This is a genomic window from Buchnera aphidicola (Aphis helianthi), assembly GCF_005083845.1.
Taxonomy (GTDB): Bacteria; Pseudomonadota; Gammaproteobacteria; order Enterobacterales; family Enterobacteriaceae; genus Buchnera; species Buchnera aphidicola_AW.
Genome location: NZ_CP034894.1, coordinates 47,743 through 71,187, shown reverse-complemented (window position 1 = coordinate 71,187; position 23,445 = coordinate 47,743). Strand labels below are relative to the sequence as shown.

Genomic DNA, 23,445 nt, shown 5'->3' with positions numbered 1-23,445 from the left:
TCTAATAATTATTAAACAAAGTATAATAAAAAAAAACATGAACTTAACAAGTTTTATAAAATAAAAAAATCAAGTATAAATAATATTATGTATTATAAATTTAAAAAAATGGAAAAAAATGAGTAAAATATATCAAGATAATTCATTAACTATTGGTAATACACCACTTGTTCGTTTAAATAAAATAGGAAATGGTAAAATTTTAGCAAAAATTGAATCTAGAAATCCAAGTTTTAGTGTTAAATGTAGAATTGGTGCTAATATGATATGGAATGCAGAAAAAAAAGGAAGTTTAAATAAAAATATTAAATTAATTGAAGCTACAAGTGGAAATACAGGTATAGCTCTAGCATATGTTGCAGCTGCTAGAAATTATAAATTAGTTCTTACGATGCCTGAATCCATGTCGATTGAGAGACAAAAACTACTCAAATCTTTAGGTGCTAAGTTAATTTTAACAGATAGCAAAAAAGGTATGAAGGGAGCTATTGCTAAAGTTAATGAAATTGTATCTTTAAATAAAAAACAATATTATTTATTAAAACAGTTTGAAAACCCTGCTAATCCAGAAATACATGAAAATACTACTGGACCAGAAATTTGGAATGATACCAATGGAAATATAGATATATTAGTTTCAGGAGTAGGTACAGGAGGAACTATAACAGGTATTACAAGATATATAAAAAATATTAAAGGAAAAAAAGATTTTATTAGTGTTGCTGTAGAGCCTTTAGAATCACCTGTAATTACACAATTTTTATCAGGAAAAAAAATAACACCTGGATTACATAAAATTCAAGGCATTGGAGCTGGTTTTATTCCTATAAATTTAGATTTAAGTTTAATTGATAAAGTAATTACAATATCAAGTGAAGAATCCATGTTATATGCTCAAAAAATAATGAAACAAGAAGGAATATTAGCTGGTATTTCTTCTGGCGCTGCTATTGCAGCAGCTTTAAAAATACAAAGTCAAAAACAATTTTCAAATAAAACAATAGTCGTAATATTTCCTTCTTCTGGAGAACGTTATTTAAGTACAGAATTATTTTCTAAATCATTTCAAAATAGAAATACATATTAAAAAATACAACTTCTTTAATAAAAAGTAAAAAAAAATTTATTATAGAAGTTGTATTTTAATATTTAATATAAAAAAAATTTCTGAAATTTAATATTAATAAGGAAAAAAAAATGTTTCAAAATGAAATAAAAATTACTGCTGTGCATGGATTACATACTCGACCTGCAGCTGAATTTGTAAAAGAAGCAAAAAAATTTATTTCTGATATTCAAATTATTTATAACGGAAAATCTGTGAATGCAAAAAGTCTTTTTAAAATTCAAACACTTGGTTTAGTTCATGGAAGTTTAATTACGTTATCTGCAGAAGGAAAAGATGAAAAAAAAGCTATTGAACATTTATCTAAAATAATGACAGAATTAGAATAAATCATAATTAAAAAAATAATTTATGAATTTTTATAAAAATACCGGAGGGTTAATACTACTTCCGGATTTCTCTTATAAAAAAAAATATATTCGCCTGACATTCAATGTTTTCCTCTCTAAAACAAATATAAAATTTATAGTTAAAGGTAATGTTATGATTTCAGGCATTTCAGCATCACCGGGTATAGCTTTTGGCCATGCTCTTTTATTAAAACATGAAGACATTGTCATTAACCGGAAAATAATTTCTGTTAAAAATATTCAAACAGAAATAAATAAATTTTTTAATGGAAGAAAAAAATCAGTAAATCAATTACAAGAAATCAAACTAACTATAGGAAAAAAATTTGGAAAAAAACAAGAAGATATTTTTGCAAGTCATATTATGCTTCTTGAAGACGAAGAATTAGAAAAAGAAATAATAGACTTAATTCAAGAAAAGAAAATATCAGCAGAAGAAGCAACTCAATATGTTATTGAAGAACAAGCAAAAGCGTTAGAAAAAATACAAGATGAATATTTAAAAAATAGAGCAATTGATGTAAGAGATATTGGATTACGTTTATTAAAAAATATACTTAACATTAATATTATTGATTTAAATAACATAAAAGATAAAGTAATTCTAATTTCAAAAGATCTCACTCCTTCAGAAACTGCACAAATTAATTTAACATACATTTTAGGATTTATTACAGATTTAGGTGGTTTAACATCGCACACTTCAATTATGGCAAGATCACTTGAAATACCTGCAATTGTAGGAACTAGTAATATTACAAATATAGTCAAGAACAATGACTATATTGTTTTAGATTCAATTAACAATCAAATTTTTATCAACCCTTCTACTGAATTAATAAATAAAAAACGAGAGGTTGAAAAAAACTATTTTATTAAAAAAAATAGTTTTAAAAAATTAAAATATTTACCAGCAACCACAATTGATGGACATAATATTAAAATTGGTTCTAATATTGGCAATATTCAAGATGTCGAATCAGCAAAGAAAAATGGTGCTGAATGTATTGGTCTTTATCGAACAGAATTTTTATTTATGGGTCGTAATACATTTCCTACTGAGCAAGAACAATTTCAAGCATATAAAAAAATTGCAGAAACTATGGAAAATAAGTCAGTTATCATAAGGACTATGGATATTGGAGGCGATAAAGATCTTCCATATATGAATTTACCAAAAGAAGAAAATCCATTTCTTGGATGGAGAGCCATACGTATTTCAATGGATAGAAAAGAAATTTTACATGCTCAGTTAAGAGCTATACTTAGAGCTTCTGCATTTGGTAAAATATATATTTTATTTCCTATGATTATATCTGTAGAGGAAATTAGAATATTAAAAATAGAAATTAAAAAATTAAAATATCAATTAGATCATAATAATATACTATTTGATAAAAATATTAAAATTGGAATTATGATAGAAACTCCTGCATCAGCTATAATAGCAGAATATTTAATCAAAGAAGTAGATTTTTTTAGTATTGGTACTAATGATTTAACGCAATATACTTTAGCTGTTGACAGAGGTAATGATTTAATTTCACATTTATACAATCCTATAAGTCCATCTGTATTAAAATTAATTAAAAAAGTTATTGATGTTTCACATAATGACGGAAAATGGACTGGTATGTGTGGAGAATTAGCAGGAGATGAACGCATTACTGCTCTTTTATTAGGTATGGGTTTAGATGAGTTTAGTATGAGTTCAACAAGTATTCCTAAAATCAAAGAAACAATTCGAAAAATATCTTTTTTAAAAGCTCAAAAATTAGCTAAAAAAATATTAACTTTGCCTACAACACAAGAAATATTTAATTTATTAAATACATTTAATTAAGGAGTCATTTGATTTTTTTTATATAAAAAATTTAATGATAGAAGTACTTAGGAGAATAAAATGGGTTTCTTATCGAATTTTTTTAATAGTAAAAAATCTAATTCTTTAAAAAAAATAGATATTTTTGCACCTGTATCAGGTGAAATAGTCAATATTGAAGATGTACCAGATGTAGTTTTTGCAAAAAAAATCGTAGGTGATGGTATTGCAATAAAACCATCAGGTAATAAAATAATATCACCAATCAATGGAACTATCGGTAAAATACTTGATAGTAAACATGCTTTTTCAGTGCTATCAGAAGATGGAGTTGAATTATTTGTACATTTTGGAATAGATACAATAAAACTAAAAGGAGAAGGTTTTAAACAAATAGCAAAAGATAATCAAAAAGTAAAAATAGGAGATATTATTATCTTATTTGATTTAAATATATTGGAAAAAACAGCACGTTCTATTTTAACACCTGTAGTAATATCTAATATGGAAAAATTTAAAAAAATAGAAAAATCATCAGGTTCTATTATTGCTGGTGAAACAATAATTATGTCTTTATATAATTAATTTCTAAAAAATAAAAACGGTGCTATTATTTAGTACCGTTTTATTTAAAAAGAGAAAATTTATGTATATATATCAAACAATTATTTCTATGATTATTGGAATAGTAGAGGGAATAACAGAATTTCTTCCTATTTCATCAACAGGACATATAATTATTATTAGTCATTGGTTAGGTGTATCAAATAAACATGCAGATATATTAAAAATATTTGTTCAATTTGGATCTTCAATAGCAATATTAATGTTTTTTTTTAAAAAAATAATAAATTTAATAAAATTTAAAAAAGGAAAAAAAACAACAAAAAATATACATATTTTAATATCTCTTATACCTACAATATTTTTAGGTTTTATTTTTTATAATAATATTAAATTATTATTTAATCCTAAAAATGTTATGTACTCATTAATTATTGGAGGTTTTTTTCTTATTGTTTCTGAAAATTTAAAACCTAAAAAATCTACAATAAATTCTATTAATGATATAAAATTTTTACAATCATTTATTATCGGATGTTTTGAAGCATTATGTTTATACCCAGGATTTTCAAGATCAGGTGCTACTATAGGAAGTGCAATATTATTAGGTATAAAACGTTCTGTTGCAATAGATTTCTCTTTTATTACTTCCATTCCATTAACAATAGGAGCATCTTGTTTAGATTTAATAAAAAATATAAATAATATCAATATTAGTTATATACCATATTATTTAAGTGCATTTTTTATATCTTTAATAATTTCTTTACTATCAATTAATAAACTGATTAAAATACTTAATAAGATTTCATTAAATTTCTTCGGATTTTATCGTTTTATATTAGCTTTTTTAATTTATTTCATAAATTAATAAATCATACTTTATTTAGTTATACTTTTTTTAAGTTTTTTATTCTCCATAAATCTAATTTTTTAATTCTCAATCGATTTAATTCATATTTTATTTGATTTCCTATAAAACCTTTCTTTAAAATTGATTTAATAGATATATTTTGTATAACATAAAATGATTTTTTTAAAAATAAACCAGGTGCTAAACTAATATTAGAAATATTACTTAATTTATTATTAAAAAAATTAAAATCAGTTAAAAATGCAAATTTCTCAATACGATCTGGTTTTCTCCAGGCATCTATCTTAGAAAAAAAACTAATAATATCCTCAGAAGATTGATAGTTTATTGCATGTAAAAAATTATAAAAACCAGCACTTAGTATCACTATTTCCTTGATATGTATAGGAACATTAAGACGATTACAAAAACTTTTTACAATAGATGCAGAAGTTTTATCATACAATTTTGTATTAGATATATAATTTATATTTAAAGAAACAAACTGAAATAAATAAGCAAAACGTATAGAAATATCTTTAGTTAAAATAGATATCTTAGATAAACCTGTTGATAAAAAATAATTATTTAAGTAATTAAAAATATTTGTAAAAAATAATTCTTTTTGATACAAAAAATATATTTCTGGAAATATTAAATTAAGTGCTTTACAAGAGTAAAGCACTTGAAAATAAACATGTGGATTTTTGGTTTTAAATGCTTTTTCAGTTTCATTCCAAATTCTATTTATAGTTAAATATAATAGCTCTTTTTTATTGACGATTTCACACATTAAAAGCATAGTTTCTTTAGCAACACGAAATCCTAAATGCATTAATTTAGCTGCAAATCGTGCAGTTCGCAAAACACGTAATGGATCTTCAATAAAAGATTCCGAAACATGACGTAATAAACGATTTTCTAAATCTATTTTACCTTGATACGGGTCAATATAATTACCAAATTTATCTTGAGCAATAGCATTAATTGTTAAATCACGCCTAACTAAATCTTCTTCTAACGTTATGTTAGAACTGAAATTAGTGCAGAAATTAGTATAACCTTTTCCGAATTTTCTTTCTTTTCTTGCCAAAGCGTATTCTTCATGTGTATCTGGATGCAAAAATACCGGAAAATCTTTACCAACTTGTTGAAAATTTTTCTTTAATAATATTTCTTTAGTAGCTCCGACTACTACCCAATCTCTATCTTTAATAGGTAAATTTAATAATTTATCACGTACAGCACCACCAACTAAGTATATTTTCATAAAAATTTTCTCAAGATAAAAAAATAAAGTTTTATTTTAAATGAAAAATATAGAATACTTAAATGTTTTAAGATTATTTGTAATAATTAAATGTTGTGATATTTTTAAAGGTAATATTAATATATAAAAAAATATAATAATTATTTTAATAACATCTTAGGGTATTCTTAATGAAAAAAGAAATCATTGATTTTAATAATGCACTTGTTCTCGTAGTAGGAGATTTAATATTAGATTGTTATTGGTATAGTAAAAATTACTATATGCTATCCGAACAATCAATGCCAGTTGCATTAATTAAAAAAATTAAAAATCAACCCGGTGGAGCGGGTAATGTAGCTAAAAATATTGCAGAAATAGGTGGTCAATGTAAAATAATTGGCTTAATTGGTGAAGATAATGAGGGAATAATATTAGATAAACTTCTTAAACATATAAAAATTTATTCCGATTTGATAATTATTAAAAATACTAAAACAATTACAAAAATTAGAATTATATCGGAAAAAAACCAACTAATGCGATTAGATTTCCAAGAACAATATATATTTAATAATTTTAATTTATTACATGAAAAAATTATTAATTCGTTAAAGAATTATAAAGTTTTAGTTCTTTCAGATTATGCAAAAGGAACACTATTGCACATTAAAAAAATTATTAATCTCGCAAAAAAAATGTCTATTCATACGCTTATAGATCCAAAAGGAGTAGATTTTAAAAAATATTCTGGAGCCAGTTTATTAACACCTAATCTTTTTGAATTCGAGCAAATAGTAGGAAAATGTTATGAAGAAAAACAAATATTAAAAAGAGGAATAAAATTAGTATCTGAATTAGATCTATCAGCGTTATTAGTAACTCGATCTAAAAATGGTATGACATTATTTCAACCTGAAAAAAAACCAATACATTTTCCAGCAATATCTAAAATAGCATCAGATGTAACAGGTGCAGGTGATACAGTTATTTCTATTATTGCTGCTTCTTTGGCTACAGGTTATTCATTAGAAGAATCATGTTTTTACGCTAATATCGGAGCAAGTATAGTAATACAAAAAATAGGAACAGAAACTCTAAATATAAACGAATTAAATACGGTATTAAATATGTAATTAAAAATATTTTTAAATAAATATTTATATTATTTACATAAAAAAATAAATTTTATATCTAAATATCATATTTAATACTTAGATATAAAAGTATATAAATCTTTTATAATCATGTAGTTCTAGATTGCTCTTGATTTTTATTCAAGTTATAATATACGACAATTATATGTCTTTAAATTATGCTTCATATATAAAAAATTTTAAATATTATTCGTTTAATAGTTTAATTTAATAAGGTTTTCAAAATGAATCAAAAACTACTTTATGAATTTGGAAACCCTATACAACGTGTAGAAAAAGGAATATTAGCTTTAAAATCTGGACAAGGTATTATTATACTAGATGATGAAAATAGAGAAAATGAAGGAGATCTTGTATTTTCATGTGAAAAAATGACAGTAGAACAAATGGCTTTAGCAATTCGTTATGGTAGTGGTATTGTATGTTTATGCATCACAGAATCTAAACGTAAAAAATTAAATTTACCTATGATGGTTCAAAATAATACAAGTACATATCGAACAGGATTCACAGTTACAATAGAGGCTGCTAAAGGTATTTCTACTGGTGTTTCAGCTAAAGACAGACTCAAAACAATAAAAACAGCTATAGCAGATAATGCTAAACCAAGTGATTTAAATCGGCCAGGTCATGTATTTCCTTTAAGAGGTAATACAGGTGGAATTTTAGCACGAGCTGGCCATACAGAAGCAGCTATTGAAATAGTATCCCTTGCTGGTTTTAAACCAGCTGGAGTAATCTGCGAATTAACTAATAAAGACGGATCAATGTCTCGAACACCTGAAATTATTAAATTTTCAAAAGCAAAAAATATGACGATATTAACTATAAAAGATTTACTTTTATACATGCATAAAAATCACAAAAAAAAATAAATTTATATACAAATTCTAATTATTATAAGATAACGATAAATTATCTAAAGACCACTTTGGTTTTATTACAATCTCTAAAGAAGAAATATTTGTTTTATTATAATGTAAAGATCCTAAATGAGCAATCATTGCACCATTATCTGTACATAATTGAGGGGATGAATAAAATGTATTACCATTAAATACTTCTTTCATCATAATCTTTGATTTCTTACGTAATAATTTATTTGCACTAACACCTCCAGCTATTACTAAATTATTCCATCCTTGTTGAAGTAAAGCTTTTTTAGTTTTAATCAATAATATATCAATAACTGCATCTTCAAAAGCTTTTGCAATATTTGCTTTTTGTTGAAAATTTAAAATGTTATTTTTAATAATATTTGAAGCAAATGTTTTTAAACCTGAAAAACTAAAATGTAGATTAGAATGATTTTTCATAGGACGAGGAAAATACAAATTACTCTTGACACCTTTTTTTGCTAAATTAGATAATTCTTTACCATTTGGATATTTTAAACCTAATAATTTTGCTGTTTTATCAAAAGCTTCACCTGCAGCGTCATCTAAGGAGGTCCCAAGAATTTTATATTTTCCCAATTTATAAGCTGCAATAATTTGAGTATGTTTGCCAGATACTAATAATCCAATAAATGGAAATTTCATTGACTTATACTCTAACATTGGAGATAATAAATGAGCTTCCATATGATTAACAGCTAATACTGGAATATTTAAAGAAAAACCTAAAGAACATGCAAACGTAGCTCCAACCAATAAAGAACCAGATAAACCAGGCCCCGCAGTATATGCAATAAGATCAATTTCCTTCTTTACATTTATTTTTTTAAAAATTTTATCTATCAAAAAAATTATTTTATTAGCATGTTCACGGGATGCTAACTCCGGTACAATTCCACCATAATTAGCATGTAGTCTTTTTTGATTATATAATTCATTGATTAATAAACCTTGAATATTATCATAAACAGCAATTCCAGTATCATCACAAGATGTTTCAATACCTAATACTTTCATTTTAATACCTATTTATCTAAAGTTAAATAATTATAAATAAAATTAAATTTAATCAAAAAATAACCATATTTAAATAATGATACTTTACAACATAATATTAATTGAGATAGGATTCATTCTGTAATAATTAAAAAATACTATTAAAAATTAGAGAATAAATTTAAATTATACAATTATAATATACAATATAAATTAAATAATTAAGGTAAATATTACATGCCAATAATAAAAGTACGAGAAAATGAACCATTTGATGTAGCACTACGTCGTTTTAAAAGATCTTGTGAAAAAGCTGGTATTTTAGCGGAAATACGTAGAAGAGAATTTTATGAAAAACCTACTACTGAAAGAAAACGTGCTAAAGCTTCTGCTATAAAACGTTTAGCAAAAAAACTTACACGAGAAAACTCAAAACGAATCCGTATGTATTAAAATATATAAAAACATTTTAAAAAAAAAACCGTTCTTTTAAAAGAACGGGATTATACTAAAAAATCTATGTCTGGAAAAATACCTAAATATTTTATTAATGATTTATTATATCGAACTAATATTGTTGATCTTATTAACACTCGAATAAAATTAAAAAAAAAAGGTAGAAATTATCAAACTAATTGCCCTTTTCACCACGATAAAACACCATCGTTTACAGTAAGTTTTGAAAAACAATTTTATTATTGTTTTGGATGTAACATCCATGGAAATGCAATTGATTTTTTAATAAACTATGAAAATTTAACTTTTATAGAGAGTATTGAAGAACTTGCTTTAATACATGGACTGTTAATTCCATTTGAAAAAAATATAATATCTGAAAAAAATGACTATTTTAAAAAACAAAAGTTATATTTATTAACAGATCAAATATCTAAGTTATATCAAAAAAACGTAATATTAACTAATTCTGCTTGTGAATATTTAATTCAAAGAGGAATTAGTAAAAATATGATGAAATATTTTTATATTGGATTTTCAAGTTTTACATGGGATTTATTTTCTAAAAAACTGAATATAAAAAAAGAATTTGAGAAAGAATTATTAGATTATAAAATTATTTCTATTAATAAAAATAATCAAATATACGATTCTTTTCAAGGAAGAATAATATTTCCTATACATGATAAATACGGAAGAACTGTAGGGTTTGGAGGTAGAACAATCAAAAATATTTCGCCAAAATATATCAACTCAACTGAAACAAATATTTTTTATAAAAGTGAACAAATTTATGGATTGTACCAAGTAAAAAAGAAAAACTCAAAACCAAAATATCTATTAGTTGTAGAAGGATATATTGATGTTATTATATTAACACAAAATAAAATTGATTATGTAGTTTCATCTTTAGGAACGTCAATTACAAAAGAGCAAGTAAAAATACTTTTTCGAAATACTGATACAGTTATATACTGTTATGATGGTGATAACGCAGGTAAAAATGCTGCTTGGAGAACTTTAAAAATTACATTACCATATATATCTGATAAAAAAACCGTAAAATTTATCATATTACCTGAAAATGAAGACCCGGATACTATTATTAAAAAAGAAGGAGCTGAAAATTTTCAAATACGTATTCAAAACGCTCTTACAATGTCTAAATTTTTTTTTAAAAATATTTTAAAAGGAATTGATTTATCATCTAATGATGATAAATTTTATTTAAGTGTGCGTGCTTTACCTTTAATAAATTGTATATCTAGTGATACAATACGAATTTATTTAAGACAAATATTAGCACGAATAATAGGAATTTTAGATGATTACCAATTTGAAAAATTTTTGCACCAAAAAAAGAACAATAATAAAGTTTTACAATATAAAAGTAAACAAACTCAAATGCAAACTCTTATAGCTTTACTTGTTCAAAACCCTAATTTATCAAATTTAGTAACTTCTATAAATAAATTTAAACATTCAAAAATAAAAGGAATTCCTATTTTTTTAGAAATCTTAAAAACATGTTTAGAAAATCCAAAATTTAATACCGGTCAATTACTAGAATTTTATAGAGATAGTAAAATAATTAATATTTTAAAAACACTATCAACATTAGATCATATGATAGTTGAAGATAAGATTCAACCTATGTTTTTAGATTTATTAAAAAGTATATATAAAAAAAATCTTGAAAAAAGACAGGAATATCTACTCGCAAAAGAAAGAACGAACGGATTAACAATACACGAAAAAAAAGAAATTTGGTCTATTAATAAAAAAATAAAAAATAGCTGAATAGTACACCTTAAAATTACAATAATTCTATATATTCATTATTGACGATACAGTCAATTAATATTCATTATATTAACAGAATTTGGATATTTTCCTATGGAGCAAAACCCAAAGTCACAACTTAAGCTGCTTGTTACACATGGTAAGGAGCAAGGGTATTTAACCTATGCCGAAGTTAATGATCATCTTCCAGAAGATATTATTGATTCCGAACAAATCGATGACATTATTCAGATGATTAATGATATGGGAATTCAAGTCGTCGAAGAAGCACCTGATGCAGATGATTTAATTTTAAACGAAATAAATACAGATACAGATGAAGATGCAGTAGAAGCAGTGACACAAGTTTTATCAAGTGTTGAATCTGAGATAGGTAGGACAACTGATCCTGTTCGCATGTATATGCGAGAAATGGGAAGTGTTGAATTACTTACAAGAGAAGGTGAAATTGATATAGCAAAACGTATCGAAGAAGGAATTAATCAAGTTCAATCTTCAGTGTCAGAATATCCAGAAGCTATTACTTATCTTTTAGAACAATATGATCGAATTAAAACTGGTCAAATAAGATTGTCTGATATAGTAACAGGATTTGTCGATCCTAATGCAGAAGAAATTTTACCTCTTTCTAACAATATTCATCTAAGATCTGAACTTTTAGATGATGATACTAATACTGAAGTTCATAATCAAGATGAAGAAGATGAAGACAACGAAGAAGATGAAGAAAATGAAGACAACGAAGAAGATGAAGAAAATAGTATTGATCCAGAGTTAGCAAACGAAAAATTTTCTGCATTACGAGAACAATATACTAATACAAGTAATACAATTAAAATTAAAAATAGAAATCATAAAGATTCATTATTAGAAATTTATAATCTTTCAGAAATTTTTAAACAATTTAGATTGGTTCCTAAACAATTTGATCATTTAGTTAATAATATGCGCGATATGATGGAAAGAGTAAGAACACAAGAAAAAATTATAATGAAATTATGTATCGAAAAATGTCATATGCCAAAAAAAAATTTTATGAAAATTTTTTTAGGAAATCAAAATAATATAGATTGGTTTATTAAAGAAAAAAATTCAAAACAACCATGGTCTGAAAAATTACAAGAAGTTGAAGAAAAAATTTTTACAAGTATAAAAAAATTAACTAATATAGAAAAAGAAACAGGTTTAACAATAAAGGAAGTAAAAGATATTAATAAACGAATGTCTATTGGAGAAGCGAAGGCTAAAAGAGCTAAAAAAGAAATGGTAGAAGCAAATTTAAGACTAGTTATTTCTATTGCTAAAAAATATACTAATAGAGGATTACAATTTTTAGATTTAATTCAAGAGGGTAATATTGGTTTAATGAAAGCAGTAGATAAGTTTGAATATCGTAGAGGATATAAATTTTCAACTTATGCAACTTGGTGGATTCGTCAAGCAATTACTCGTTCTATTGCAGATCAAGCACGTACTATTCGTATTCCTGTTCATATGATAGAAACTATTAATAAACTTAATCGTATTTCTAGACAAATACTTCAAGAAACAGGACGTGAGCCAACACCTGAAGAACTTTCTGAAAAAATGTTAATTCCAGAAGATAAAATTAGAAAAGTTTTAAAAATAGCTAAAGAACCTATATCTATGGAAACTCCTATAGGAGATGATGATGATTCTCATTTAGGTGACTTTATAGAAGATACTACATTAGAACTTCCACTAGATTCAGCTACATCTGAAAGTTTAAGATCAGCAACACATGATGTATTATCAGGACTTACAGCTCGAGAAGCTAAAGTTCTTCGTATGCGTTTTGGAATTGATATGAATACCGATCATACTTTAGAAGAAGTAGGAAAACAATTCGATGTTACTAGGGAAAGAATAAGGCAAATAGAAGCAAAAGCATTAAGAAAACTACGTCATCCAAGCAGATCAGAAGTATTGCGCAGCTTTTTAGATGATTAATATCATATTATATAATAACAAATAAAACTTCTGTAATAAAATAATAATAACATAAAAATTATGTTTTTAATAAAACACAGGAGTTTTAAATCTAAGTTTTACTAAATACCATCTCCATATTGAAATTCTTCTATACTATCTAAAGAGATACTTTGGCTTTCTTTAGAAAAAGTATTTACATTATTTTTTATTTTTTTTACAATCTTAGCTGGCACTCCAGCAACTGTAACATATGGTGGAATATTTTTTAATACTACTGAACCAGCACCGATTTTTGTTTCAGAACCAATTTCAATATTTCCTAATATTTTAGCTCCCGCACCTATACTAACTTTGCTTCTAATAATTGGATGTCTATTTTTACTATTATTTTTTCCTGTTCCGCCTAAAGTAACAGAGTGTAAAATAGAAACGTTATCTTCTATAACAACTCCTTCCCCAATAACAATACCAGTTGCATGATCTAACATCACTCCAGAACCAATATATGCAGCTGGATGAATATCAACTGAAAAAACAGTAGAAATTCTACTTTGTAAATACATTGATAATGCATATTTTTTTTGATTCCAAAGATAATGACTTATTCTATATGATTCTAATGCATGAAAACCTTTAAAATATAAAAACGGGATTAAATAATTATTTACAACTGGATCTCTTTGTAAAATAGCTTTTAAATCTTTAACTACTAGATCTAACATAAAAAAATTATTTAAATATATTGTATCAAAAATATTTTGCATATTTTTTCTAGAAACTATTGAACTAGATAATTTAGTTGATAATATATAACTTAATGCATAATTTAATTTCTTATGTTTTAATATACTTTCTTTATATAATCGATATAAAATTGGTTCTTTTTTTGATGCAAGTTTAGCTTCATATATTATTATATTCCATAGTTCTAAGATTTCTGTAGAACACATAGTTTTTCCTTAAAATAGTCTTTAAAATACATCATTTATTATTAAAAATATAAATATCAATTGATGTCGATATTATCTTTTTTTAAATTTGAATTTTGATTTAAAATATCATCAAAATTAATCGGTGCAAGATTTAATTGTGGAAAACTACCATAAGAAACTAAACTAGATATACATGTTCTAGCATATGGAAACAAAATATTTGGGCAATATGAAGCTATACAATATTTTAACTCTTGTTCATTAAATTTAGAAATAAGAAAAATTCCTGCTTGATGTACATCGCATAAAAAGACTAAGTCTTTTTTACTTTCTACTATTACTCTAACTTGTAAAATAATTTCGAAAATATCTAATTTTATTTTTTTTACATCTGTGTTTATATTAAATTTCATCGTTGGAATACATTTTTTTTCGAAAATTGCAGGTGTATTAGGTGCTTCAAAAGAAATATCTTTTATATAAATTCTCTGAATTGCAAATACTTTTTTTTCTAATTGTTTTTCTATCATAAAATTTTCCAATGCTTAATATTTAATTAAAATTTTATTTTATCATATTTAATTATTATTTTTATTTGTAATCACAGGAAGATTTTCTGTATTCCAGGCCTCCATTCCATTTTTTAAAATGTAAATATTACTTATTCCATTATCAATGAATTTCTTAATATATTTGTTATTATTATTTGATGAATGTATTATAAGAATTACAGGTACAACAGTAGATAAATTTAACTCTTTAATTTTTTTAAAAGAAATATCATTTAATGGAATATGAATAGCATTTAAAATATGACCTGTATTATATAATTCTAAAGATCGTGTATCGATGATTGTAGCATTTTTTTCATTAATTAATTTTATTGCATCAAGATTATTAATTATTTTTTCTTTTAAATAAAATTGCTTATAAATTAAAACAACAATAATAATTAAGAAAAATAACCATATAGCACTAAGTGCTAAATTATTAGATATAAAAAATAATATATTATTCACGAAATAAACATCCTATTTTTTATAGGTTAAAATAATAATATATCTAGGTAGTGTTAATTTTGGCATTTAAAAAAACTTTAAATGCCTAAAAATATAAAATTGAAATACTATTATAATTTTTATATCTTAAAAGTTATACAATATTTAATCGAATTTTTTCTTTTATAATTGCATCTTGGACTTCATTTAACGAAACCCCACCTTTTGATGTGCGTTTTTTAATACATGCTTCTAAAGTAATATGATCATATATATCGTTTTCTATAAGATTATTATATTCCTGAAATATAAACAAATCTAAATCTTTTAAAGCTTTATTTTCATTTATAGCTCGTAATACTATTTTCCCAGATATATTATGCGCTTCTCGAAAAGTAATTCCTTTTTTCACTAAATAATCTGCAACTTCTGTAGCATTAGAGTATCCTTTTTCTGCAGCTTGATAGCAAGATAAACGATTTACTTTTATATTTTTTAAAATTAAAATAGCCATTAACAAGGAATTATTCCATGTTCTAATTGCATCAAAAAGACTTTCTTTATCTTCTTGCATATCTTTATTATAAGACAATGGTAAACCTTTTAAAACAACTAAAATAGAAAACAAGGATCCATATACACGGCTACATTTTCCACGTATTAATTCTAAAGCATCTGGATTCTTTTTTTGAGGCATTAACGATGACCCTGATGCAATAGAATCAGATAATTCGATAAAATTTGCTTCACTAGAATTAAAAAAAATTAAATCTTCAGAAAATCTAGATAAATGCATCATACTAATGGAAGCAGAAGATAATAGTTCTACAACATAATCTCGATCTGAAACACTATCTAATGCATTATTAGTAGCAGATCTAAAACCCATAGATAATGCTAATTTGTCACGATCAATATTCCATCCTGTACCAGATAAAGCTCCTGATCCTAATGGACTAACATTTAATCTTTTTAAAGTATCTTCTAAACGACTAAAATCACGTTTAAACATTTCTATATATGCTAAGCACCAATAAGAAAAAGTAATAGGTTGAGCGCGTTGTAAATGAGTATATCCAGGCATTATAACATCATAATATGATTCGGCAGTTAAAATAAGTATTTTTTGAAAATTTAAAATACTTTGTGATAAAATTTGAATGTTATTTTTACACCATAATTTCAAATCAGTAGTAATTTGATCATTACGACTTCTACCAGTATGTAATTTTTTACCTAGTTCTCCTATTTTTTTAATAAGATTAGATTCTATCCAACTATGAATATCTTCATAATCACTTTTAAGAATTTGTTCTGGATTTGTATAAATTTCTTGTTTTAAACAAATTAAAGCAACTTCTATTTGTTTTTGTTCTGTCTTGGTTAAAACACCAGTTTCTAGAAGAGATTTAGACCAGGCAATTGAAGCACATATGTCCTCTTGTGCTAAAATGTAATCAAATGATAAAGAAGCATTGAATTCTTTAAATAATTTATTAGATTCATCAAGGAATCTTCCACCCCAAAGTGACATATATTTTCTCTGATAAAATTAATTAATTTAATAATTATTTGTTTATATAATTATTTTAACTTATTTAAAGCACGTATTCTAGAAGAAAGAGAAAATAAACGAATAAATCCTTCTGCATCTGAATGTTTATAAACTTCATCTTTACTAAAAGTTGCATATTCTTCAGAATATAATGAACATAAAGATTTTTTTTGAACAGCAATCACACTTCCTTTATATAATTTTAATACTACTTTTCCATTTAATAAAGAAGCTAATGAATTAGCAGCACATTGTAAAGATTCACGAATTGGAGTAAACCATCTACCATCATAAACTACTGTAGACATTTCTAAACCAATTTTTTCTCTCCAATTAAAACTTTCTCGATCAAAAACTAACTGTTCAATTGCCCTTAAAGCGGTATTAACAATTGTACCACCTGGAGTTTCATAACAACCTCTAGATTTAATTCCCACAATTCTATTTTCAACAATATCTAATCGTCCTATAGAATGTTTAGAACCTATTTTATTTAATTCTTTAATGCATTTTAAAGGAGTTACATGTTCATTATTAATCGCACTCACAGAGCCTTGATTTATATTTAATAAAATATATTCTGGTTTGTCTGGAGCGTTTTCTGGATCGGTAGTCCAACTCCAACAATCCCTATTAGTTCTATTCCAAAGGTTTTCAAGTAAACCACCTTCTGTAGAAATATGCCAAGCATTTTCGTCTTTACTATAAATTTTTTCTAAAGTTGCTGTAGTATTAATATTTTTTTTATTTAGATAATCTAATAATGATTCTCTTGAATTTAAATTCCATTGACGCCAGGGAGCAATTACTGTCAGATGAGGAGCTAATGCTGCGTAAGCCATTTCAAATCGAATTTGATCATTACCTTTCCCAGTAGCACCATGACATAAAAACTTTGCTCCAATACTTAAAGCAAATTCTACTTGTTTTTTTGCTATAATAGGTCTGGCTAGGGCTGTTCCTAATAAATAAGTACCTTCGTATAAAGCACCTGTTTTTAATATAGGAAAAACATAATTTTCTATGAAATCATCTTTTAAATCAAAAATGTGACAACTAGATGCACCAGATTGTAATGCTTTTTTGTTAATATCGTTTAAATCATTTTTAGATTGACCAATATCTGCAACAAAAGCAATAACATCAAGTTTATAAGTTTCTTTTAACCAAGGAATAATTGCCGAAGTATCCAAACCACCAGAATATGCTAATACAACTTTTTCAAGATTACTTGTCATGTTAAATACCTATAATATAATTAAACTATATTAAAACTCGTGTTCCAATATTTACACCATTAAATAACAATTTTAAATCTTCTGTATTTTGCCAACTAGCAATATCTACTGAATTATGTAAAGTTTTAGCTGCATCTAGAGCGGCATTTACTTTAACAATCATACCATTAGTAATAATTCCTTGAGAAATTAATTTTTTAGCTTCAACATTATTAATTTCTTTAATTCTTTGTCCTTTTCCATCTAATATTGAACTAATATCTGATAATAAAATTAAATGAGCTCCTAAAGTTTTTGCAATTGCTGTTGCAGCTAAATCTGCATTTACATTCATTAATTTACCATCATTTGTAATACCTATAGAACTAATAATTGGTAAAATACCTTGCTCACATAAATTTAATAAAAAAACAGGAGAACCTGGTTTAACTTTACCTACATGACCTAAATCTTTATCTAATATTTCTATATTTGTACTTTGCCCATCAGATAAGCATAAACCTACAGCATTTATTTTATTTTTTAATGCCCACGCCAAGAGAATTTTATTAGCTGTTCCAGATAAAGCTCCTGTAATAACATTAATATGTTCAGAAGGCGTAATACGTAAGCCATTTTTTTTAGTAATAGGTAAAGATAATTTATTCATTAAATTATCTATTAATCGTCCACCTCCATGAATTATTAAAATATTTCGTTTATTAGATTTTTGATAATCATAAATGGCTTTAAACAAACCCATCATTGCGTTATCGCTTTCTAAAAGAACTCCACCTAATTTAATAACTAAGGAATTAATCATTAAAATACCTCATTAAATAATTGATTCTGTTTCATTAAATCCAAAACGAATATTAAAACACTGTATTGCTTGAGCAGCTGCACCTTTTAATAAATTATCTTCAGCTGTTACAATAACAAGATATTCATCTTGAATAGTAAATCCGATATCACAAAATGGTAATTTTACTATTCCTTTAATACTTGGAAAAGTATTTTGATACACTCTAATTAATGATTTATCTTTATAAAATATATTATATATATCATAAATATGATTTAATTTAACATTTGTTTTTAATTTACATGTAATAGTAGCAATAATGCCTCTTGCAAAAGGACCCAAGTGTGGAATAAAAATTATTGGAATTCCTAAATGTGCTATAATTTCTGGGGTATGACGATGCGTAAAAATATTATATGGAGATAAACTAACTTCACAAAAACTATTATTAATACTTGGCTTTCTACCAGCACCACTAACACCACTAATAGCATTAACTATAGGAATATATGATTTAGATAAAATATTAGATTCTAAAATAGGTTTGAGCGCTAATTGTATACAAGTAGCATAACACCCTGGAATAGCAATCAATTTTGCTTCCTTAATTTTTTTCTGGTTCCATTCAGCTAATCCATAAACAGATTTTTTTAAAATTTTTTTGTATTGATGAATAAAACCATAATATTCTAAATAAATACTAATATCATTTATTCTATATGCACCAGATAAATCTATTACAACACAATTGTGTTCTATAAAAAAAGGGACTAAGGTATGACTTACATTATGATCTGTCGCCAAAAATACCACATCTATATTATTTTTAATTAAAGCAAAATTCTCAATAGACTCAAATGATAAATTTATAATATTTGTATATTCTGGATGTAAATCAGAAAATAATTTTCCTATGTCAATACTATCTTTAGATAAAAAAATTTTTTTTATTCTAGCAAACTTATGACGATTAATATAATTAACTAACTCTGCTCCAGAATACCCGCTAGCGCCGACAATTAAAACATTTAACATAAATTGAAAACCTTAAAAATAAAAAATTATTTTAAAAATTAATTTATTATATTATTAAATATAAAATGCTTGCATGTTTAATTATATTAGTATTTTTACTTTATATGTAACATATGTTTTAATATATAAAAAATTTTAATAAGTTTGCTCAAATGAAAAGAAAAATACCTTCTTTTATACAAATGTATGAATCGTTTATTAAAATACCTACAATCAGTAGCGAAAAAAAAACAATAGATCAAAGTAATAAAGTTTTAATTGACTTATTGGCAAATTATTTTTCAGAGTTAAATTTTTTAATACAAATTATAAATATACCTAATACAAATAAATTTAATATGTTATCTTCATTGGGTATAGGTAATGGAGGATTGTTATTTTCAGGTCATACAGATACTGTTGATTTTGATGAAAATGCATGGACTAAAGATCCTTTTAAATTAACCAAAAAAGATGATAAATTATATGGATTAGGTGTAGTTGATATGAAAGGATTTTTTGCTTTTTTATTAGATGTGATATCTTCTATAAATATCAAAAAGCTTAAAAAACCAATTTATATACTTGCTACTGCTAATGAAGAAACAGATATGTCTGGAGCAAGATATTTTTCTCAATCTACAAATATTAAACCAGATTGTATTATTATTGGAGAACCAACGTCTTTAAAATTAATAAAAGCTCATAAAGGTCATATTTCATATAAAATTGACATTATTGGTAATACTGGACATTCCAGTAATCCCTCTAATGGTATTAATAGTATTGAAATTGCATACGAAGTAATAAAAAATTTAATTGATCTTAAAAAATATTTACAACAAAACTATTCACATCAAGATTTTTCTATTTCATATCCGACTATGAACTTAGGATCTATTAATGGTGGTAATGCAATCAATCGAATTTGTTCGTTATGTAGTATAACATTTGAAATACGACCTATACCCAAATTAAACTTAAAAACATTAGAAATTTTATTAAAAGAAAAATTAAAAAAAATTAATAAAAAATGGCCAAATCGAATTTTTTTAAAAAATCTTTTTTTTTCTGTACCTGCATATGAAATATCTAAAAAACATAAAATAGTGCAAAAAATAGAAAATTTTTGTAAAATTGAATCTACAACTGCGAACTATTGCACAGAAGCACCATTTTTAAATAAAATTGCACCTACATTGATTTTAGGGCCTGGTTCAATCGATCAAGCACATTATCCAGATGAATATTTACATTGTTCGTTTATCGAGCCTACAAAAAATATTTTAAAACAACTAATAATTAAATTTTGTTGTTAAAAAAATAATTTATATAATTAAAATCTTAAAAACCAAATAAACGACATATAGAATATACTACATCTGATTGATTTAAAGTATAAAAATGAAAGTTTTTTACACCTTCTTTAGATAAATTTTTTATAATATCTATAACTATACTAGCACCTATAATTCTTTGAGTAATTAAGTCATTAGTTAATCTATTAAAAATCTCAAACATCCAAGATGGAATATGAACATTAGTTAATTTAGAAAATTGTTTTAACTGTGAAAAATTATAAATAGGCAATATACCAGGTATAATTTCAACATTTATATTATTTTTAATACAATTATCTCGAAAACGTAAATAACTTTCAGTATTAAAAAAAAACTGAGTAATAGCTCGATTAGCACCTGCATCAACTTTCTTTTTTAAACTTAAAATATCAGATTGTGCGTTTTTAGCTTCTGGATGTATTTCAGGATATGCTGCTACAGAAATATCAAAATCAGCTATTTTTTTTAATAAAACAACTAAATCATAAGCATACATTTGATGTAGATGATTAGTATTATCAGAATCTCCTCTTAATGCAAATATACTTCGAATACCATTTTCCCAGTAAAATTTCGCTATTTTTTCTAATTCACTTGGTGTTGCGTCAACACAAGTTAAATGAGGAGCTGTTATAACACCTGTTTTTTCATATATTTTTTTTACAATTGTATATGTTTTTTTACGTTCACCACTATTTGCTCCATAGGTAACAGAAAAAAAAAATGGTTTTAATTTATTTAATTGAATTACAGAAGAAAATAATTTTTCTTCTAAATATATGTTTTTAGGTGGAAAAAATTCAAAAGAACATCGTATTAACTTATTTAGATTGCTCAATTTTTGATTAACTATATCTTGGTGATATTCATTTTTTAAAAAACTCATATTTAAAACTCCATTAAAATATTTTAATTTTAGTTATAATATCATAAATAAATATAGGACTTTTCTCCGAAAATAGTATATTTTTAAAAAATGTTAATAATATTAAAAATTTATATGCATAAAAATAAAATTTATCAAAAATCTTTAAAAGATTTAAACACATTTTCTATCGATGTAACAGCAAAAAAAATTATTTTTGTTCGAAGTATTCAATCATTAATTAATATTTGTAAAACATGCAATTTATCTAATATTCCTTATATAATTTTAGGGGAGGGTAGTAATGTACTTTTTTTAGAAAATTATAAAGGAATAGTTATAATTAATAGAATTAAAGGTATTAAAGTTAAAGAACAAATAAATGCTTGGTTATTACATGTTTATTCAGGAGAAAAATGGAACGACTTAGTTAAATATACATTAAGAATGGGTTTTTTTGGATTAGAAAACCTAGCATTAATTCCGGGCTGTTTAGGATCTGCTGCTATTCAAAATATTGGCGCATATGGATTAGAATTTAAAAATATATGTCAATATGTTGATATTATTTCTTTAGAAAATTCTAAAATAATAAGAATTAAAAAAGATTTATGTAAATTTTCTTATCGTGATAGTATTTTTAAATATAAGTACAAAGACAAATATGCAGTGCTTGCTGTGGGTATTAAAATATACAAAAAATGGAATCCTATTATTTTTAAAGCACTTTTAAAAAATATAAATATAACAGAAGTAAACCCTTATAAAATATATAATAGTATATGTCAAATAAGAAAAAAAAAATTACCTAATGTAAATAAATTAGGAAATGCAGGTAGCTTTTTTAAAAATCCTATTATTTCTAAAAAAAAAGCAAAAAAAATTTTATCTTTATATATTAATATACCGCATTATTTGCAAATTGATGGATCTATAAAAATTTCAGCTGCTTGGTTAATTGAAAAATATAATTTTAATAACATCCAAATTGGAGATGCTGCTATTTATAAAAAACAAAAACTTATATTAATTAATCGAAAAAAAGCTCATCCAAAAGAAATTTTAAAACTAGCTGAAATAATACAAAAATCTATTTTAAAAAAATTTAAAATATGGTTAGAACCTGAAATAGATTTTATTAATGCTATGGGAAGAATAAAATTATTAAAAAATATTTAATTTAATTATTCATAAGTTAAATTTTATGTATTTTATAAATATTATATTAAATAATAATATATTATTTAAAATTATTTTTTAAAAAACCTTGCATTAAAAACGAAAAAACATATAATATTAAAAAACAAAGTTTATTTAATGCCGGCTTAGCTCAGCAGGTAGAGCAACTGACTTGTAATCAGTAGGTCACCAGTTCGATTCCGGTAGCCGGCAAAAATGTTTTAATAGGTGGGATTCCCGAGTGGCTAAAGGGAGCAGACTGTAAATCTGCCGTCTGAGACTTCGAAGGTTCGAATCCTTCTCCCACCAAAAACA

General features: G+C 24.7%; 22 protein-coding genes and 2 tRNA genes. 14 read left to right on the top strand and 10 right to left on the bottom strand.

The features are described from left to right. The first annotated feature begins 118 nt into the window (after positions 1-118). From cysK to D9V62_RS00315, 5 genes are all read left to right on the top strand, one after another. Complete coding sequence (gene cysK, locus D9V62_RS00335; RefSeq protein WP_158339839.1) at positions 119-1,087, top strand: cysteine synthase A; 969 nt, start codon at positions 119-121, stop codon at positions 1,085-1,087. Positions 1,088-1,197: 110 nt separating this feature from the next. Beyond that, positions 1,198-1,455 carry an HPr family phosphocarrier protein gene (locus tag D9V62_RS00330; protein WP_158339838.1) on the top strand — a complete coding sequence of 86 codons (258 nt, stop codon included), beginning with the start codon at positions 1,198-1,200 and terminating at the stop codon, positions 1,453-1,455. Positions 1,456-1,609: 154 nt separating this feature from the next. Further along, positions 1,610-3,319 carry a phosphoenolpyruvate-protein phosphotransferase PtsI gene (gene ptsI, locus D9V62_RS00325; RefSeq protein WP_158340333.1) on the top strand — a complete coding sequence of 570 codons (1,710 nt, stop codon included), beginning with the start codon at positions 1,610-1,612 and terminating at the stop codon, positions 3,317-3,319. Positions 3,320-3,379: 60 nt separating this feature from the next. Further along, a complete protein-coding gene (crr, locus tag D9V62_RS00320) occupies positions 3,380-3,883 on the top strand; it encodes a PTS glucose transporter subunit IIA (protein ID WP_158339837.1) in 504 nt (167 codons plus the stop codon). A gap of 61 nt (positions 3,884-3,944) precedes the next feature. Next, positions 3,945-4,733 carry an undecaprenyl-diphosphate phosphatase gene (locus D9V62_RS00315; RefSeq protein WP_158339836.1) on the top strand — a complete coding sequence of 263 codons (789 nt, stop codon included), beginning with the start codon at positions 3,945-3,947 and terminating at the stop codon, positions 4,731-4,733. Positions 4,734-4,752: 19 nt separating this feature from the next. Here the strand turns inward: D9V62_RS00315 and D9V62_RS00310 are convergent, their stop codons facing one another. Continuing rightward, on the bottom strand, positions 4,753-5,985 hold the full coding sequence (locus D9V62_RS00310) for a tRNA CCA-pyrophosphorylase (RefSeq protein WP_158339835.1): 1,233 nt from the start codon (positions 5,983-5,985) through the stop codon (positions 4,753-4,755). 170 nt (positions 5,986-6,155) lie between these two features. Between D9V62_RS00310 and rfaE1 the strand changes: the two genes are divergently transcribed. Together rfaE1 and ribB are read left to right on the top strand one after the other, a co-directional pair. After that, a complete protein-coding gene (gene rfaE1, locus D9V62_RS00305) occupies positions 6,156-7,100 on the top strand; it encodes a D-glycero-beta-D-manno-heptose-7-phosphate kinase (RefSeq protein ID WP_158339834.1) in 945 nt (314 codons plus the stop codon). A 245-nt stretch (positions 7,101-7,345) separates the two neighbouring features. Next, the gene (gene ribB / locus D9V62_RS00300; protein ID WP_158339833.1) at positions 7,346-7,996 is read left to right on the top strand and encodes a 3,4-dihydroxy-2-butanone-4-phosphate synthase; all 651 of its coding nucleotides are present in this window, start codon (positions 7,346-7,348) and stop codon (positions 7,994-7,996) included. 15 nt (positions 7,997-8,011) lie between these two features. Here the strand turns inward: ribB and tsaD are convergent, their stop codons facing one another. Further along, a complete protein-coding gene (tsaD, locus tag D9V62_RS00295; RefSeq protein ID WP_158339832.1) occupies positions 8,012-9,034 on the bottom strand; it encodes a tRNA (adenosine(37)-N6)-threonylcarbamoyltransferase complex transferase subunit TsaD in 1,023 nt (340 codons plus the stop codon). Between the two features lie 216 nt (positions 9,035-9,250). Here tsaD and rpsU point away from each other — a divergent pair, with 216 nt between their 5' ends. The 3 genes from rpsU (at position 9,251) to rpoD (ending at position 13,243) form a co-directional block, all read left to right on the top strand. After that, positions 9,251-9,466: a 30S ribosomal protein S21 gene (gene rpsU, locus D9V62_RS00290; RefSeq protein ID WP_158339831.1), complete on the top strand. Its 216-nt coding sequence runs from the start codon at positions 9,251-9,253 to the stop codon at positions 9,464-9,466. Between the two features lie 66 nt (positions 9,467-9,532). Further along, positions 9,533-11,269, top strand: a complete 1,737-nt coding sequence (gene dnaG, locus D9V62_RS00285; RefSeq protein ID WP_158339830.1) for a DNA primase — start codon at positions 9,533-9,535, stop codon at positions 11,267-11,269. A gap of 96 nt (positions 11,270-11,365) precedes the next feature. Further along, positions 11,366-13,243 carry an RNA polymerase sigma factor RpoD gene (rpoD, locus tag D9V62_RS00280; protein WP_158339829.1) on the top strand — a complete coding sequence of 626 codons (1,878 nt, stop codon included), beginning with the start codon at positions 11,366-11,368 and terminating at the stop codon, positions 13,241-13,243. A gap of 101 nt (positions 13,244-13,344) precedes the next feature. Here the strand turns inward: rpoD and cysE are convergent, their stop codons facing one another. The 7 genes from cysE to argC form a co-directional block, all read right to left on the bottom strand. Further along, positions 13,345-14,175, bottom strand: a complete 831-nt coding sequence (cysE, locus tag D9V62_RS00275; protein WP_158339828.1) for a serine O-acetyltransferase — start codon at positions 14,173-14,175, stop codon at positions 13,345-13,347. A 56-nt stretch (positions 14,176-14,231) separates the two neighbouring features. Then, entirely contained in the window at positions 14,232-14,687 is a 456-nt protein-coding gene (gene secB, locus D9V62_RS00270; protein WP_158339827.1) for a protein-export chaperone SecB, read from the bottom strand. 48 nt (positions 14,688-14,735) lie between these two features. Beyond that, positions 14,736-15,176: a rhodanese-like domain-containing protein gene (locus tag D9V62_RS00265; protein WP_158339826.1), complete on the bottom strand. Its 441-nt coding sequence runs from the start codon at positions 15,174-15,176 to the stop codon at positions 14,736-14,738. Between the two features lie 133 nt (positions 15,177-15,309). Then, complete coding sequence (gene argH, locus D9V62_RS00260) at positions 15,310-16,689, bottom strand: argininosuccinate lyase (RefSeq protein WP_158339825.1); 1,380 nt, start codon at positions 16,687-16,689, stop codon at positions 15,310-15,312. A gap of 50 nt (positions 16,690-16,739) precedes the next feature. Continuing rightward, the gene (locus D9V62_RS00255; RefSeq protein WP_158339824.1) at positions 16,740-17,948 is read right to left on the bottom strand and encodes an argininosuccinate synthase; all 1,209 of its coding nucleotides are present in this window, start codon (positions 17,946-17,948) and stop codon (positions 16,740-16,742) included. Between the two features lie 25 nt (positions 17,949-17,973). Beyond that, positions 17,974-18,747 (bottom strand): acetylglutamate kinase, encoded by a 774-nt coding sequence (gene argB / locus D9V62_RS00250; RefSeq protein WP_158340332.1) that lies wholly within the window; start codon positions 18,745-18,747, stop codon positions 17,974-17,976. A gap of 15 nt (positions 18,748-18,762) precedes the next feature. After that, the gene (gene argC, locus D9V62_RS00245; RefSeq protein WP_158339823.1) at positions 18,763-19,767 is read right to left on the bottom strand and encodes an N-acetyl-gamma-glutamyl-phosphate reductase; all 1,005 of its coding nucleotides are present in this window, start codon (positions 19,765-19,767) and stop codon (positions 18,763-18,765) included. A 152-nt stretch (positions 19,768-19,919) separates the two neighbouring features. On the opposite strand from argC, the gene argE reads away from it, so the two are divergent. Further along, positions 19,920-21,065, top strand: a complete 1,146-nt coding sequence (gene argE, locus D9V62_RS00240; RefSeq protein ID WP_158339822.1) for an acetylornithine deacetylase — start codon at positions 19,920-19,922, stop codon at positions 21,063-21,065. A gap of 25 nt (positions 21,066-21,090) precedes the next feature. On the opposite strand, the gene metF is transcribed toward argE, so the two are convergent. Beyond that, complete coding sequence (gene metF, locus D9V62_RS00235) at positions 21,091-21,972, bottom strand: methylenetetrahydrofolate reductase (protein ID WP_158339821.1); 882 nt, start codon at positions 21,970-21,972, stop codon at positions 21,091-21,093. Positions 21,973-22,086: 114 nt separating this feature from the next. On the opposite strand from metF, the gene murB reads away from it, so the two are divergent. The 3 genes from murB (at position 22,087) to D9V62_RS00220 (ending at position 23,439) form a co-directional block, all read left to right on the top strand. Then, positions 22,087-23,130, top strand: coding sequence for a UDP-N-acetylmuramate dehydrogenase (murB, locus tag D9V62_RS00230; RefSeq protein ID WP_158339820.1), 1,044 nt, complete (start codon positions 22,087-22,089; stop codon positions 23,128-23,130). A 140-nt stretch (positions 23,131-23,270) separates the two neighbouring features. Further along, positions 23,271-23,343, top strand: a tRNA-Thr gene (locus D9V62_RS00225). A 14-nt stretch (positions 23,344-23,357) separates the two neighbouring features. After that, positions 23,358-23,439 (top strand) — tRNA-Tyr (locus tag D9V62_RS00220). Positions 23,440-23,445: the final 6 nt, after the last annotated feature.

Bases quoted from the DNA above. Each gene is read 5' to 3' on its own strand.
- tsaD (WP_158339832.1), bottom strand. From the start codon at position 9,034: ATGAAAGTATTAGGTATTGAAACATCTTGTGATGATACTGGAATTGCT.
- rpoD (WP_158339829.1), top strand. From the start codon at position 11,366: ATGGAGCAAAACCCAAAGTCACAACTTAAGCTGCTTGTTACACATGGT.
- argE (WP_158339822.1), top strand. From the start codon at position 19,920: ATGAAAAGAAAAATACCTTCTTTTATACAAATGTATGAATCGTTTATT.
- murB (WP_158339820.1), top strand. From the start codon at position 22,087: ATGCATAAAAATAAAATTTATCAAAAATCTTTAAAAGATTTAAACACA.
- metF (WP_158339821.1), bottom strand. From the start codon at position 21,972: ATGAGTTTTTTAAAAAATGAATATCACCAAGATATAGTTAATCAAAAA.
- cysK (WP_158339839.1), top strand. From the start codon at position 119: ATGAGTAAAATATATCAAGATAATTCATTAACTATTGGTAATACACCA.
- D9V62_RS00315 (WP_158339836.1), top strand. From the start codon at position 3,945: ATGTATATATATCAAACAATTATTTCTATGATTATTGGAATAGTAGAG.
- argC (WP_158339823.1), bottom strand. From the start codon at position 19,767: ATGTTAAATGTTTTAATTGTCGGCGCTAGCGGGTATTCTGGAGCAGAG.
- argH (WP_158339825.1), bottom strand. From the start codon at position 16,689: ATGTCACTTTGGGGTGGAAGATTCCTTGATGAATCTAATAAATTATTT.
- ribB (WP_158339833.1), top strand. From the start codon at position 7,346: ATGAATCAAAAACTACTTTATGAATTTGGAAACCCTATACAACGTGTA.
- D9V62_RS00310 (WP_158339835.1), bottom strand. From the start codon at position 5,985: ATGAAAATATACTTAGTTGGTGGTGCTGTACGTGATAAATTATTAAAT.
- ptsI (WP_158340333.1), top strand. From the start codon at position 1,610: ATGATTTCAGGCATTTCAGCATCACCGGGTATAGCTTTTGGCCATGCT.
- D9V62_RS00330 (WP_158339838.1), top strand. From the start codon at position 1,198: ATGTTTCAAAATGAAATAAAAATTACTGCTGTGCATGGATTACATACT.
- secB (WP_158339827.1), bottom strand. From the start codon at position 14,687: ATGATAGAAAAACAATTAGAAAAAAAAGTATTTGCAATTCAGAGAATT.
- dnaG (WP_158339830.1), top strand. From the start codon at position 9,533: ATGTCTGGAAAAATACCTAAATATTTTATTAATGATTTATTATATCGA.
- cysE (WP_158339828.1), bottom strand. From the start codon at position 14,175: ATGTGTTCTACAGAAATCTTAGAACTATGGAATATAATAATATATGAA.
- rpsU (WP_158339831.1), top strand. From the start codon at position 9,251: ATGCCAATAATAAAAGTACGAGAAAATGAACCATTTGATGTAGCACTA.
- crr (WP_158339837.1), top strand. From the start codon at position 3,380: ATGGGTTTCTTATCGAATTTTTTTAATAGTAAAAAATCTAATTCTTTA.
- D9V62_RS00255 (WP_158339824.1), bottom strand. From the start codon at position 17,948: ATGACAAGTAATCTTGAAAAAGTTGTATTAGCATATTCTGGTGGTTTG.
- rfaE1 (WP_158339834.1), top strand. From the start codon at position 6,156: ATGAAAAAAGAAATCATTGATTTTAATAATGCACTTGTTCTCGTAGTA.